This window comes from Nonomuraea sp. NPDC049725 (assembly GCF_040674795.1).
Lineage (GTDB): Bacteria > Actinomycetota > Actinomycetes > Streptosporangiales > Streptosporangiaceae > Nonomuraea > Nonomuraea ceibae.
This window is the reverse complement of the sequence record NZ_JBFANJ010000003.1, coordinates 695,891-709,851: the sequence shown is the minus strand read 5'-3', so window position 1 is coordinate 709,851 and position 13,961 is coordinate 695,891. Positions and strand designations below refer to the sequence as shown.

Below are 13,961 nucleotides of genomic sequence, written 5' to 3'. Positions count from 1 at the left end.
AGACACCCAGACCCCCCAATACCGGTCTTCTTTCCGGTTTGGGCAAACCCTAATACGGGGGGCGCCGATCACCCCCCCCCCCGCCCGCGCGCGGGGCGCCCGCCCCTACGGGCCGCCGTCCGGCGCCGGGTTCCTCGCCTTCGCCCTGATCGGCGTCGCCGCCGCGTGGGACACCGCGGCCGGCGACAGCCGCCCCGCCTGGCTGGCCTGGCCGGGCCTGGCCGCCGTCGTCCTCCTGTACGCGGCGGCGGTCCTGCTGGCCTTCCGCTCACGCACCGTGGCCGCCACCGTGGCGCTGGCCCTGCTCGGGGTGACGGTGACGGGCCTGGCGGCGCTGTTCGCCGGCGGCTGGCTGTACCTGTTCCCGCTGGCGGGCATCGCGTGCGGGCTGGTGCTGGCCGGGCGCGCGGTGCGGGCCGCCCTGCTGGCGCCGCTGCTGGCGGTGACGGCCGCGGCCGCGCTGGTCACGCTGTTCACCGGCGGCGGGCTGGAGCCGGTGATGGCGCTGGCGTGGGGGACGTTCAGCGCCGGGCTGGTGGTGGCGTTCATCATGCACCTGCACGCGCTCATCGCCGAGCTGGCCGGCACCCGCCGCCGCCTGGCCGAGACGGCCGTCGAACGCGAGCGGCTGCGCTTCGCCCGCGACCTGCACGACCTGCTCGGGCACACGCTGTCGGTCATCGTCGTCAAGGCCGAGGCGGTGCGCCGCCTGGCCGTCCGCGACCCCGAGCAGGCCGGACGGCACGCCGCCGACATCGAGACGGTCGGCCGCCAGGCGCTGGCCGAGGTCCGCGAGGCCGTCACCGGCTACCGCGAGGGCTCGCTGAACGGGGAGCTGGCCCGCGCCGGTGACGTGCTGAGCGCCGCGGGCCTCACCCCGGACGTGCGCCGCACCGGCGCCCCGCCGCCGCCGTGGGCGCAGGACCTGCTGGGCTGGGTGGTGCGCGAGGGCGTCACCAACGTCCTGCGGCACAGCGCCGCCACCCGCGTCACCATCACCGTGGCCTCCCACTCGGTCACCGTCCACGACGACGGCCCCGCCACCCGGAAAGAGGCCGGCGAGATGAAGGGCAGCGGGCTGCGGGGGCTGGCCGAGCGGGTGGCGCAGGCCGGCGGCAGCGTCGAGGCCGGGCCCGCGCCGGAGGGCGGGTGGCGCCTGCGGGCCGTCCTGCCCGCCGAGCCCCCCGGCGGCGAGTGACCCAGCGTCATCCGGCGGCCGGCTGCCGGGCGGCGGCGTGGCGGGCGACCGCGGCGGCGAAGGCCGCGATGACCGGGTGCGCGCGGCTGCCGTCACCGGCCAGCTCCGGCTGGAACAGCGTGCCGAGGAAGAACGGATGCCCCGGCAGTTCGGCCACCCGCACCGCCTCACCGCCCCCGCTCTCGTCGCCGCTGTCGCCGTGGCCGGAGAACACCAGCCCGTGCTCCTCCAGCGTCCGCCGGTAGCCGTCGTTGAGCCCGTAGGAGCAGTTGTAGGCCTCCACAGTCTCGCGCGCCCCCATGATCTGCTCGATCAGCGACCCGGCGGCCAGCCGTACCGGGGCCTCGTGCCCGGCGAGCGTGCACGCCAGCGGCGTGAGCAGGTAGTCGTGCCCGGGACCGTTCTCGGCGTGGGCGACGTCGAGCCCGCACACGCCGCGCGCGTACTCCAGCAGCATGTGCTGGAAGCCGCCGCACGTGCCCAGGAAGGGGATGCGCCGCTCGCGCGCGGTGCGCACGGCGGCGACGGCGCCTTCCTCGCTGGCGTACGGGCTGCCGGGCACCACCCAGATGCCGTCGAAGCCGTCCAGCCCGCCGGCGTCGGTGGTGGGGATCCAGTACGGGTCGAGCGCGAGGCCGTCGCGTTCACGCAACGCCTCCACCAGCAGGGGGATGCGCGTGTGGGCGCGCACGCCGGGGGAGCGGTCTCCAACCAGGGCGATTCTCATGCTCGCCATCGTGACCCCCGGCGCCGGGTAAGCGCCAACGATAATGACTACATGTGCTATAAGCGTTCCTGATGGATCCTCATCTGGTGCGGACGTTCGTGACGGTGGCGCGGCTGGGCTCGTTCTCTGCGGCGGCCGCCGAGCTCGGCTACACGCAGTCGGCCGTCTCCCAGCAGGTGGCGGCGCTGGAGGCCGATCTGGGCGCGCCGCTGCTGTCGCGCCGTCCGGTGGCGCCGACGGAGGCGGGGGAGCGGCTGCTGGAGCACGCCGGGCCGCTGCTGCTGCGCATCCGGGCGGCGCGGGCCGACGTGCGGCGGGTGGCGGCGGCGCCGGTGCACCGGCTGACGCTGGCCGTGGGCCCGCTGGCGCTCGGCCCTGTCCTGGCCGGGCGGCTGGCGGCGGCGCGGGCGCGGGCGCCGCGGCTGACGATGACCGTGCGGGCGTGCCCGGCTGACGAGGCGGCCCGGCTGGTGGCGGGCGGCGAGGCGGAGCTGGCGCTGGTGGCGGGCATCGCCGCGCCCAGCGATCCGCTGCGCCTGCCGGACGCGGGCCCGCTCACGGCGACGCGGGCGGGGGAGGAGCCGCTGGTGGTGGCGCTGCCGGCCGATCATCCGCTGGCGGGCCGGGCGGGGCTGCGGCTGGCCGACCTGGTGGACGCCCGCTGGCTGCGCACGCCGCTGTGCCCGCTGGAGCGGCTGCGTGACCTGGCGGGCGACGGGTTCCGCGCCGGGCTGCACTACACCGGCGACGATCCGCGCACGGTGATGAGCCTGGTCGCGGCCGGGCACGGGCTGACGCTGCTGCCCGCCTCGGCCGCGACGGGGGTGGCGCTGGTGGCGCCCCGGCTGGTGCACCGGGTGGAGCTGGTGCACGCCGCGCTGCCGCCCGGCCCGGCCGCCGACCTGGCCGCCACCCTTGCCAGCCCCTGAGCGGGCCCGCGAAGGAGCCCGCCCAGGGGCCCGCCCGCGCGGGTCAGGCCCGCCAGGTCTCGACGCCGCCCGGCACCGGCGCGCCCGGGTCGTACGGCTCGCGGGTGAAGACGAACGTGTTGACGTCCAGGTGGTCGGCGGCCACGCGCAGCGTCTCGCCCGCGTAGTAGCCGTCGAGCCCCAGCCACGTCCCGTCGTCCTGCGGCACGAACCGGGAGGCCCGGCCGCCGCCGCGGGCCGGCTCCAGAGCGAGCCCGCGCCCGGGCAGCAGCCGCAGCACGTACGGGGTCGGCCCCCAGTGCCACACGCCGGTCAGCGCCAGCAGGTCGGCGTCGGCCTCGGCCGGCTCCCACTCGCGCGGCAGGCTGGGCTCGTGCTCGTCGAGGATGCGCAGCAGGTCGGTCAGCAGGGTGCGGCTCATCCCGGAGGTGGTGTTGGCCAGGAACAGCACGCCGACCCGGTCGGCCGGGTCGGCCCACACGGTGGCCAGGAAGCCCGGCATCGACCCGGTGTGCCCGGCCAGCCGCCGCCCGGCGTAGCGGGTGAGCTGCAGGCCGAGCCCGTAGCCGGCGCTCCAGGCGTCGCCGTCGTCGACGATCGCCGGCTCGCGCATCTCCTCCAGCGTGGCGGCGTCGATCACGCCCCGGGTGTCACCGGCGACGAAGGCCGCCCAGCGCGCCAGGTCGGCGGTCGTCGACCACAGCTGCCCGGCGGGCGCCATCGCGACGGCGTCGTGCTCGGGCTCGGGCAGCAGCACGTCGGCGTACGGGTGGACGGCGTAGCCGGAGGCGTGCGGGGCGCGCGGCCGGGCGGTGGTGTCGCTCATGCCGAGCGGCTCCAGCACCTCCTGGCGCACCACGTCCAGCCACGGCCTGCCGCGCAGCCGCGCCACCAGCTCGCCCAGCAGCGCGAACCCGACGTTGGAGTAGTGGAAGCGGCGGCCGGGCCGGTGCTTGACGTGGCCGGGCCCGACCCGGGCGAGCAGTTCGCCCGCCTCCACGCCGGGGGTGCGCTCCCACCAGGGGGTGGGCGGCTCGGCGGTCAGCCCGCTGGTGTGGGAGAGCAGCTGGGCGACGGTCGCCTCGCCGAACCGGGCGCCGGGCAGGTGCTTGCCGATGGGATCCAGCAGGTCGAGCAGCCCTTCGTCGCGCAGCCGCATGACGGCGACGGCGACCACGCTCTTGGTGATCGAGCCGAGCCGGTACTGGGTGCGCGTCGTGGGCGGCTCGCCGCCGACGCGGCCGCGCCCGGCCGCCCATGCGATGTGCCCGTCGCGCACGACCGCCGCCATGATCGACGGGATGCGGCACTCGGCCTGTTCGGCCGCGAGGCGGCGCAGCAGCGCGGCCGCCGTCTGGTGTCCCACCTGGTGACTCATGGCCGCCAAGCCTAACGCCCGCTGCCTGCGCCTTCAGGACCGGTCCGGCGCCCGGTCGAACACGTCCAGCAGCAGCCGAGTGGCGTCCAGCCCGGTCTCGGTGCGGCCCAGCCGGGGCACCTCGACGGGGCCGGGCCAGGTGTGCCCGCCGTCCTTGACCGTGTACAGCCGGACGGCGGCGCCGCCGGCGCACGACGTCCACGCCGACAGCCGTACCCGGGAGGCGGGGGAGGAGGCGGCGGCGGGCCCGCACCGGTAGGCGGCGGCCCACCGGCGGCTGACGGCGGCGACGGGCGGCAGCGTCACGAGGTCGGCCAGCGCCCGCAGGTCGCCGGTGGCCTCGCGCAGCGGATGCCCGCCCTGGTAGGGGACGACGCGGTCGGCGGTGCCGTGCACGGCGACGACGGTGGCGGGCGGCGGCCGCTCGCAGGGCGGCGCCAGGCTGACGCCGCCGACGGCGGCGGCTCCGGCCAGCCGGCCGCGCAGGCCGCACACGAGGGCGACGGCCATCGCGCCGCCGTAGGACAGCCCGGCGGCGAACGCGCGCCGCCGGTCGGCGCACAGGCCGTCCTCCAGGTGGTCGAGCAGCGCGCCGAGGAACGCGGTGTCGTCGGGGCCGTAGGTGTGCGGCAGCGTCCAGGCCAGCCGCCCGTCGGCGGCCTGCGGGGTGGCGACGATGTAGCCGCGGGCGGCGCCTTCGCGGGGCAGGCGCGTGTAGGCGGCCTGCTGGCGGGCGTCGGAGCCGAGGCCGTGCAGGTTGAGCAGCACCGGGTGCGGCCCGCGCCCGTCCGGGACGCTCAGCAGGAAGGTGCGGGTGAGGCCGCCGTGCTCGAAGGTGTGCCGCCCGCCGGGCAGCCGCCGCTCGCCGCACCCCGCCTCCGCGCGCGTGGGCGCCGTTCGTGGAGAGGCGTCCTCCCGGGGCGGCGGCGGGGGAGCGGCCGTGCAGGCGGCCGTGGCCAGCAGCGCCGTCACGGCGGCGGCCCGTACGATCATCCGGCCTCCCGGGCTGGCGCGGCCGGTCAGACGCGGACGCGCCGGGCGGCCGCGGTGACGACGCTGTCGAGCAGGCCAGGGAAGAGCGCGTCGAGGTCGTCGCGCCGCAGCGAGTTGATCTTCGCGGTGCCGCGGTAGACCTGGGTGATGACCCCGGCCTCGCGCAGCACCCGATAGTGGTGGGTGCCGGTCGACTTGCTCACGCCCAGGTCGATCTCGGCGCAGCCGGCCTCGCCCCCGTGAGCGGCCAGGAAGCACACCACCTCCAGCCGCATGGGGTCGGCCAGCGCGTGCAGCACGGCCTCCAGCCGGATCTCGGCGGCGTCGGGGTGCTGCAGAACCCTCGTGGACATCGGCCCTCCCTCAACGACCACCATTGTACGGCAACCATCGTAATACGATAACTCTCGTAGTACGGTGATTGACGTACAAGCCGTTCTCCCGGGAGAGGTGCCCCGTGCTGTTCGACCCGATCACCCTGCGCTCACTGACGATCCCCAACCGCGCCTGGATGTCGCCGATGTGCATGTACTCCGCCGCCCCCGACGGCCCCGACGCCGGCGTGCCGCACGACTGGCACTACTCCCACCTGGCCGCCCGCGCCGCCGGCGGCGCCGGCCTCATCCTCACCGAGGCCACCGCCGTCTCCGCCGAAGGCCGCATCACCCCCTGGGACCTCGGCCTGTGGAACGACCGCCAGGAGCGCGCCTTCGCCCACATCAGCCACCTGCTCACCCTCCACGGCGCCGTCCCCGGCATCCAGCTCGGCCACGCCGGCCGCAAAGCCTCCACCGACCGGCCCTGGCGCGGCGGCGGCCCCGTCACCCCCGCCGACGGCGGCTGGCCCGTCGCCGGCCCCAGCCCCCTGGCCTTCGACGACGGCCACCCCGTCCCGCACGAACTCACCACCGAGGAGATCCAGCGCGTCGTCGCCGACTTCGCCGCCGCCGCCGGACGCGCCCTGCGCGCCGGCTTCCGCGTCGCCGAGATCCACGGCGCCCACGGCTACCTGATCGGCGAATTCCTCTCCCCGCACAGCAACCACCGCACCGACGCCTACGGCGGCTCCTTCGCCAACCGCATCCGCCTCGCCCTGCAGATCGCCGACGCCGTCCGCGCCGTCTGGCCCGACGACCTGCCCGTCCTGTTCCGCGTCTCGGCCACCGACTGGCTCACCGAGAACCCCGGCGACGAGCGCGACGGCTGGACCGCCGACGACACCGTACGGCTGGCCAAGGAACTGCACGCCCACGGCATCGACCTGCTCGACACCTCCAGCGGCGGCAACGCGCCCCGCGCCCGCATCGTCTCCACGCCCGGCTACCAGGTGCCGTTCGCCGCCCGCGTGCGCGCCGAGACCGGCATGCCCGTCGCCGCCGTCGGCAAGATCACCGACCCGCGGCAGGCCGAGGACATCCTCACCTCCGGCCACGCCGACGCCGTCCTGCTCGGCCGCGAACTGCTGCGCGACCCGTACTGGCCGCACCGGGCCGCCCGCGAGCTGGGCGCCCGCCCGACCTGGCCCGACCAGTACGCCTACGCCCTGTGACCCACCAGCCGGCCTAGCTGTGGCGGCCCGCGCCGATCGCCTCCTGCGCCGGCCGCTCCGGCATCGGCCGCTCGTGGAACCCGCCATCGGGGGAGCGCACGATGACCCCGCTCTCCACCCCATGATCCTCCGCCTGGCGCAGCCCCAGGCAGATCCACCGCGTCACCACGAACGCGACCACCGGCCCCGCCACCACCGCGCACCTGAAGAAGATCGTCACCGCCTCCAGGGACAGGTGGAACTGGTGGGCGAGCTGGTCGTTGGCCGCCGCCGCCCACAACAGCCCGTAGAACGTGATCCCGGCCACCGCCAGCCCCGTCTTCACCGGCGTGTCCCTCGGCCGGTCCAGCACGTCACCCACGGCCCGCTCCCGCGCCATCCGGCTCGCGCTCTTGGGCCGCCCCAGCCCGTCACGCCGCCCCCGCCGCGCCAGCACGAACCGCTCGGCCACCGGGTAGGCCGCCAGCACCGTGAAGAACACCCCCGGCACCACCAGCGTCGGCACCAGCACCGCCAGGCTCAGCGTGTAACCGCCCAGCGTCAGCTCCCACGCCGGCATGATCCGCAACGCCCCGTCGAGGAACCCCATGTACCAGTCCGGCACCGAACCGGCCGAGATCTGCGTCGGACTGGCCGGCCCGTACAGCCACACCGGAGCGATCTGCACCCCGTACCCCAGAATGATCAGCATGCCGGCCGTCGCCGCCGCCATCATCGGCCGGGCACCGCGCCGCACCGGCAGCGACGCGACGAACCGCGAATGCCCCCGCCGCCGCACCAGCAGCTCCCGCCAGACCAGCAGCCCCACCATCACGACCGAGACCCCCAGATGCCCGCCGTACATGACCGGAATGATCTGATCGCCCGGGAACCCCGCCCCGAACAGCAGCCCCGCCACCCACGTCCCCACCAGCGGGATCGACTGCACCACCGACACGATCAGCCACAGGCTCCCGCCCGACAGCCCGTCGTCCGGCAGCGCGTTGCCGGTCTCGCCCGCGGCCATGCCCAGCGCCAGCAGCGTCACCCAGATCAGCCACTGACCCGTGCGCGGCCGCCGGAACGCCCCCGTCAGGAACATCCGCAGCAGCTGCAACGCCACCGCCGCCACGAACACCAGCGCGGCCCAGTGATGCGCCTGCCGCACCAGCAGCCCCCCGCGCACCTCCAGCGAGAGCCGCATGGTCGAATCGAACGCCTCGCTGACCCACAGCCCCCGCAGCGGCCCGTACGGGCCGTCATAACGCACCCGCGCCATGCCCGGCTCGTAGAACAGCATCAGCACGGCCCCCGTCACCACCAGCACCGCGAACGACCAGATCGCGATCTGCGCGAACATGAACGACCAGTGCGAGAACTGGAACGACCCCCGCCTGACCCCGGAACGTACGGGCGAACGCATGATGAAACCTCCTGACCTCGCCTGCACACAAGACGCCGCCCGCCCCGCCCCTGTGACGCCCCCACCGCCCGCCGTGACCAACGTCACGCCGCGATCACCGCCGCCCCGCCCGTACGGCAGAATGCTGGCCATGACCGAGGAACGACCCGCCGGCGCCGTGCTGGAGGCCGTCCTCGAACGCATCACCTACGCCAACGAGGAGACCGGCTACACCATCGCCCGGGTCGCCACCGCCCGCACCGGCGCCGACCTCCTCACCGTCGTCGGCCCCCTCCTCGGCGCCCAGGTCGGCGAATCCCTGCGCCTGACCGGCCGCTGGACCTCACACCCCCGCTACGGCCGCCAGTTCGAGGTGTGGTCCTACACCACCGTGCTCCCCGCCACCGTGCAGGGCATCCGCCGCTACCTCGGCTCCGGCCTCATCAAGGGCATCGGCCCCAAGATGGCCGAACGCATCACCGACCACTTCGGCACCGCCACCCTCGACATCATCGAGAACGACCCCGGCCGCCTCACCGAAGTCCCCGGCCTCGGCCCCAAACGCACCAAACTCATCGCCGCCGCCTGGGAAGAACAGAAGATCATCAAAGAAGTGATGATCTTCCTGCAGGGCGTCGGCGTCTCCACCTCCATCGCCGTCCGCATCTTCAAGCAGTACGGCGACAAATCCGTCGACGTCGTCCGCACCCACCCCTACCGGCTCGCCGACGACGTGTGGGGAATCGGCTTCAAGACCGCCGACACCATCGCCCAGGCCGTCGGCATCCCCCACGACAGCCCAGAACGCGTCAAAGCCGGCCTGCGCTACACCCTGTCCCAGGCCGCCGACGACGGCCACTGCTACCTGCCCGCCCCCAACCTCACCGCCGACGCCGTCAAGATCCTCGACGTGCCCGCACCCCTCGTCACCACCTGCCTCGACGACCTCGTCACCGCCGAAGGCGCCGTCCGCGAACCCGTCCCCGCCGGCGACAACGTCGTGCCCGCCGTCTACCTGCCGCCCTTCCACCGCGCCGAACTCTCCCTCGCCGGCAGCCTGCTCACCCTCCTGCGCAACGGCCACGACCGGCTCAAGAGCTTCACCGACGTCGACTGGAACGCCGCCGAAGCCTGGCTGCGCGACCGCACCGGCGCCGACCTCGCCCCCGAGCAACGCCAGGCCGTCCGCCTCGCCCTCACCCGCAAGGTCGCCGTCCTGACCGGCGGCCCCGGCTGTGGCAAGAGCTTCACCGTCCGCTCCATCGTCACCCTGGCCCGCGCCAAACACGCCAAGGTCATCCTCGCCGCCCCCACCGGCCGCGCCGCCAAACGCCTGGCCGAACTCACCGGCCACCAGGCCACCACCGTCCACCGCCTGCTCCAGCTGCGCCCCGGCGGCGAAGCCACCTTCGACCGCGACAACCCCCTCGACGCCGACCTCGTCGTCGTCGACGAAGCCTCCATGCTCGACCTGCTCCTGGCCAACAAACTCGTCAAGGCCGTCGCCCCCGGCGCCCACCTGCTGTTCGTCGGCGACGTCGACCAGCTCCCCTCCGTCGGCGCCGGCGAGGTCCTCAAAGACCTCCTGGCCGCCCCCGACATCCCACGCGTCCGCCTCACCCAGATCTTCCGCCAGGCCCAGGAGTCCGGCGTCGTCGTCAACGCCCACCGCGTCAACACCGGCCACCACCCCCAGCTCGCCGGCATGACCGACTTCTTCCTGTTCCCCTGCGAGGAAGGCGAGGAGATCGCCGCCCTCACCGTCGACGTCGTCGCCCGCCGCATCCCGCGCCGCTTCCGCCTCGACCCCCGCCGCGACATCCAGGTCCTGGCCCCCATGCACCGCGGCGCCGCCGGAGCCGCCGCCCTCAACACCGCCCTGCAGGAAGCCCTCACCCCCGCCCGCGAAGGCATGCCCGAACGCCGCTACGGCGGCCGCGTCTTCCGCGTCGGCGACAAGGTCACCCAGCTGCGCAACAACTACGACAAGGGCGCCGCCGGCGTCTTCAACGGCACCGTCGGCATCGTCACCGACATCCGCCCCGACGACAGCGCCCTGACCGTCCTGACCGACGAGGACGAACACGTCGACTACGCCTTCGATGAGCTCGACGAGCTCGCCCACGCCTACGCCGTCTCCATCCACCGCTCCCAGGGCAGCGAATACCCCGCCGTCGTCATCCCGCTGGCCACCAGCGCCTGGATGATGCTGCAGCGCAACCTCCTCTACACCGCCATCACCCGCGCCAAGAAGCTCGTCGTCATCGTCGGCTCCCGCCGCGCCCTGGCCCAGGCCGTGCGCACCAGGGGAGCGGGCCGCCGGCACACCGGCCTCACCCACCGCCTGTCGGGCCCGCTTTCCGGCCCGCTTTCCGGCCGTCCTGACCCGTCTTGACCAGCGGCGACACCCCCAGAAGTGATCGAAATGTGACCGAACTCTCCCAAACTCATCCGCGTCTTACATGCAGGAGCATTAAGGTTTTTTAGTGCGCAGATGAGCAAGTGGGGGAGAGGTACGGAGTGAACGTCGCAACCGGCTGGAGAAAGACCGCCGCAGGAGTGGCCATGGCCACCACGGCAGCCTTGACCGCCTCATGCTCCGGCGGAGGAACGCCCAACGGCCCCTCCGCCTCCGAGGCGACCACCTCCGCCACCACCCAACCCCCCACCATCCAGATCAGCCCCGCCGACGGCGGCGCCAAGGTCGACCCCGCCAAGAAGGTCATCGTCACCGCCGCCGGCGGCACCCTCGACGACGTCATCGTCGAGGCGAAGGGCGAACAGCTCGAGGGCAAGTACAACAGCGACAAGACCCGCTGGATCTCCACCACCCCCCTCAAACCCTCCAGCAGCTACACCGTCACCGCCCGCGCCGGAGCCACCACCGCCGACGGCACCTTCACCACCCTCAAACCCGAACGCATCCTGCAGATCGCCGACGTCACCCCCAACGTCAAGGGCGAAACCGTAGGCGTCGGCATGCCCATCCGGGTCACCTTCAACCAGGCCGTCACCAACAAGGCCGCCGTCGAACGCAACCTCCACGTCGAATCCGAAGAACCCCACAAGGGCGCCTGGCGCTGGATCGACGACACCGTCGCCATCTACCGCCCCGCCAAATACTGGACCGCCCACCAGAAAGTCACCTTCTCCGCCGACCTCACCGGCGTCAAAGCCGGCAAGGGCCTCTACGGCATGAAGGACTACGACTACAGCATGAAGATCGGCGCCAAGGTCATCAGCAAGATCAACGCCGCCAAGCACATGATGTACGTCTACAAGGACGGCAAACGCGTCAAGACCATGGCCATCAGCGCCGGCATGGCCACCACCCGCGAATACACCACCACCTCCGGCATCCACCTCACCATGGAACGCGCCCACCCCGTCCGCATGATCTCCCCAGGACGCAAAAAGGGCGACCCCGGCTACTACGACGTCATGATCGACCACGCCGTCCGCATCTCCAACAGCGGCGAATACGTCCACGCCAAGAACAACACCTGGGCCCAAGGCCGCCGCAACGTCAGCCACGGCTGCATCAACGCCCGCCCCGACCAGGCCAAATGGTTCTACGACACCTTCCAGCGCGGCGACATCGTCGACATCACCGGCACCGACCGCCAGCTCGAATGGAACAACGGCTGGGGCTACTGGCAGATGTCCTTCACCCAATGGAAGAAGGGCAGCGCCCTCAAGAACGACGCCTGACCACCACACACGTAAGGGCCGCACCTGCACACAGGTGCGGCCCTTCACGCATCTACGGGACCAGCGGCACAGGGGAGAAGCCCTCACACCGAACGGAGGAGAAGCCCCCTACCACCCAACAGGGGAGAAGCCCTCACGCTCAACGGGGGAGAAGCCCCCTCACACCAACGCCAACTGCCCGAACCGCGGCTCACGCCGCTCCGCCACCCCCGCACCACACGCCAGACCATACGCCCGGCACAACTGCCCGATCTGCCCCACGATCCGCTCCTCATAACCAGCCGACGGCAACCCCGACCGGTCATACAACTCCTCATACCGGCCCACCAACTCCGGATGAGCACCCCCCAGCCACTCCAAATACCACTCCCGCGTCCCCGGCGGCAGCCGCAACACCACCGGCTCCACCGCCACCGCCCCCGCCGCCGCGATCCGCCGCACCGTCGCCCCCAACTGATCCGCCGCATCACTCAACAACGGCAACACCGGCCCCATCCGCACCCGGCACGCCACCCCCGCCTCCACCAACGCCGACACCAGCTCCAACCGCGCCTGCGCCCCCACCGCCCCCGGCTCCACCCCACGCCGGATCCGCTCATCCACGAACGCGATCGACACCGCCACCGAAGCCCCCGCCTCCGCCAGCACCCCCGCATCACGCAACACCAGCGGACTCTTCGTATACACCGTGAACGGCACCCCCGCCTCCGCCAACGCCGCCACCACCCCCGGCATCAACCGATACGTCCGCTCCGCCACCTGATACACATCACCACTCACCCCCACCGCCACCGGCTCACCACCCCACCGAGCCAGCTCCGCCCGCAACCGCACCACCACATTCGGGCGCACCACCACCCGCGTCTCGAAATCACGACCCGCGTCCAACCCCAACCGGCCATGCCCCGACCGCGCCCCACACCCCACACACGCGTGCGCACACCCCCGATACGGCGACACCCCCCACCCCTCGGAGACCCCCGCCCACACCGGCACCCGCTCGATCACCGAACGAGCCTGCATCTCATAGAAACCACCACGCAGCACCGCCCGCCGCTCGATCAGCGGACGATCGTCAGCGGCCTCCACCAACGGCAGCGCATCCCAACCCACCACCCAAGTGGAACACGCATTCGACTCCCAGAGCAAGCCACTACACTGCCCCCGTGCTCAAACCCCGCTACCCCATCACCACCCCCCGCCTCACCCTGCGCCCCTTCACCACCGACGACCTCGACGCCCTCCACGCCTACGAATCCCGCCCCGACGTCGCCCGCTACCTCTACTGGGCCCCCCGCGACCGCGACACCGTCCGCGAACACCTCGACAAGAAAATCACCCGCACCCAGCTCCACGACGAAGGCGACGCCCTCGACGTCGCCATCACCCGCAACGACACCGGCGCCCTCATCGGCAACACCCTGCTCATCTGGACCAGCCGCACCCACCGCCAAGGCGAAATCGGCTACATCCTGCACCCCGACCACCACGGCCACGCCTACGCCGCCGAAGCCGCCCGCGAAATGCTCCGCCTCGGCTTCGACCACCTCGGCCTCCACCGCATCGTCGGCCGCCTCGACGCCCGCAACACCGCCTCCGCCCGCGTCCTGCAGAAACTCGGCATGCGCCAGGAAGCCCACCTCATCGACAACGAACACGTCAAAGGCGAATGGGTCTCAGAAATGATCTACGCCATGCTCGAAACCGAATGGACACCATGACCACCCACCCCACCATCCACCACCTCGCCCTGCGCACCGACTGGACCCACGCCCAGACCACGGGGGAGTACCTCATCTCCACCCTCGGCCGCACCCTCGCCCAAGAGGGCTACATCCACTGCAGCCGCGACCACACCCAACTCCGCACCGTCCACGACACCTACTACCACCACATCCCCGACACCGACCTGATCATCCTCGACATCGACCCCACCGGCCTCGACATCCGCACCGAGAACGGCTACCCCCACCTCTACGGCCCCCTGCCCACCACAGCCGTCACCGCCACCCGCCCCTACACCCCCTGAAAAACGGAAAACGGCCAGCCCGTCACACCGTGACAGCCTGGCCGCAACCGCGAAAACCTAGCGGCG

The 13,961-nt window shown here is 72.9% G+C and carries 14 protein-coding genes; 7 read left to right on the top strand and 7 right to left on the bottom strand.

Annotated features, from left to right (window positions below):
• Window positions 1-105 precede the first annotated feature (105 nt).
• Entirely contained in the window at window positions 106-276 is a 171-nt protein-coding gene (locus AB0J53_RS11160) for a hypothetical protein (RefSeq protein ID WP_364171031.1), read from the bottom strand.
• Window position 277: 1 nt separating this feature from the next.
• Between AB0J53_RS11160 and AB0J53_RS11155 the strand changes: the two genes are divergently transcribed.
• On the top strand, window positions 278-1,198 hold the full coding sequence (locus AB0J53_RS11155; protein ID WP_364171029.1) for a histidine kinase: 921 nt from the start codon (window positions 278-280) through the stop codon (window positions 1,196-1,198).
• A 7-nt stretch (window positions 1,199-1,205) separates the two neighbouring features.
• Here the strand turns inward: AB0J53_RS11155 and AB0J53_RS11150 are convergent, their stop codons facing one another.
• Window positions 1,206-1,925, bottom strand: a complete 720-nt coding sequence (locus AB0J53_RS11150; RefSeq protein ID WP_364171027.1) for a hypothetical protein — start codon at window positions 1,923-1,925, stop codon at window positions 1,206-1,208.
• Window positions 1,926-1,996: 71 nt separating this feature from the next.
• Between AB0J53_RS11150 and AB0J53_RS11145 the strand changes: the two genes are divergently transcribed.
• Window positions 1,997-2,854: a LysR family transcriptional regulator gene (locus AB0J53_RS11145; protein ID WP_364171025.1), complete on the top strand. Its 858-nt coding sequence runs from the start codon at window positions 1,997-1,999 to the stop codon at window positions 2,852-2,854.
• Window positions 2,855-2,897: 43 nt separating this feature from the next.
• Here AB0J53_RS11145 and AB0J53_RS11140 read toward each other — a convergent pair whose 3' ends face one another.
• The 3 genes from AB0J53_RS11140 to AB0J53_RS11130 are packed head-to-tail and all read right to left on the bottom strand — an operon-like array spanning window position 2,898 to window position 5,578.
• Complete coding sequence (locus AB0J53_RS11140; protein ID WP_364171023.1) at window positions 2,898-4,232, bottom strand: serine hydrolase domain-containing protein; 1,335 nt, start codon at window positions 4,230-4,232, stop codon at window positions 2,898-2,900.
• Between the two features lie 33 nt (window positions 4,233-4,265).
• Entirely contained in the window at window positions 4,266-5,225 is a 960-nt protein-coding gene (locus tag AB0J53_RS11135) for a hypothetical protein (protein WP_364171021.1), read from the bottom strand.
• 26 nt (window positions 5,226-5,251) lie between these two features.
• Window positions 5,252-5,578, bottom strand: coding sequence for a helix-turn-helix transcriptional regulator (locus AB0J53_RS11130; protein WP_219517328.1), 327 nt, complete (start codon window positions 5,576-5,578; stop codon window positions 5,252-5,254).
• A gap of 158 nt (window positions 5,579-5,736) precedes the next feature.
• Here AB0J53_RS11130 and AB0J53_RS11125 point away from each other — a divergent pair, with 158 nt between their 5' ends.
• Entirely contained in the window at window positions 5,737-6,774 is a 1,038-nt protein-coding gene (locus AB0J53_RS11125; protein ID WP_364171053.1) for an NADH:flavin oxidoreductase/NADH oxidase, read from the top strand.
• 13 nt (window positions 6,775-6,787) lie between these two features.
• Here AB0J53_RS11125 and AB0J53_RS11120 read toward each other — a convergent pair whose 3' ends face one another.
• A complete protein-coding gene (locus AB0J53_RS11120; protein ID WP_364171019.1) occupies window positions 6,788-8,176 on the bottom strand; it encodes a cytochrome b N-terminal domain-containing protein in 1,389 nt (462 codons plus the stop codon).
• 121 nt (window positions 8,177-8,297) lie between these two features.
• On the opposite strand from AB0J53_RS11120, the gene AB0J53_RS11115 reads away from it, so the two are divergent.
• Complete coding sequence (locus AB0J53_RS11115; RefSeq protein WP_364171051.1) at window positions 8,298-10,550, top strand: ATP-dependent RecD-like DNA helicase; 2,253 nt, start codon at window positions 8,298-8,300, stop codon at window positions 10,548-10,550.
• A 170-nt stretch (window positions 10,551-10,720) separates the two neighbouring features.
• Window positions 10,721-11,866, top strand: a complete 1,146-nt coding sequence (locus AB0J53_RS11110; RefSeq protein ID WP_364171017.1) for an Ig-like domain-containing protein — start codon at window positions 10,721-10,723, stop codon at window positions 11,864-11,866.
• Window positions 11,867-12,025: 159 nt separating this feature from the next.
• Here the strand turns inward: AB0J53_RS11110 and AB0J53_RS11105 are convergent, their stop codons facing one another.
• Window positions 12,026-13,015 carry a radical SAM protein gene (locus AB0J53_RS11105; RefSeq protein WP_246646704.1) on the bottom strand — a complete coding sequence of 330 codons (990 nt, stop codon included), beginning with the start codon at window positions 13,013-13,015 and terminating at the stop codon, window positions 12,026-12,028.
• Window positions 13,016-13,032: 17 nt separating this feature from the next.
• Between AB0J53_RS11105 and AB0J53_RS11100 the strand changes: the two genes are divergently transcribed.
• Complete coding sequence (locus tag AB0J53_RS11100; RefSeq protein ID WP_364171015.1) at window positions 13,033-13,587, top strand: GNAT family protein; 555 nt, start codon at window positions 13,033-13,035, stop codon at window positions 13,585-13,587.
• Complete coding sequence (locus tag AB0J53_RS11095; protein ID WP_357585051.1) at window positions 13,584-13,895, top strand: DUF952 domain-containing protein; 312 nt, start codon at window positions 13,584-13,586, stop codon at window positions 13,893-13,895. Before AB0J53_RS11100 ends, AB0J53_RS11095 begins: the two co-directional genes overlap by 4 nt.
• Window positions 13,896-13,961: the final 66 nt, after the last annotated feature.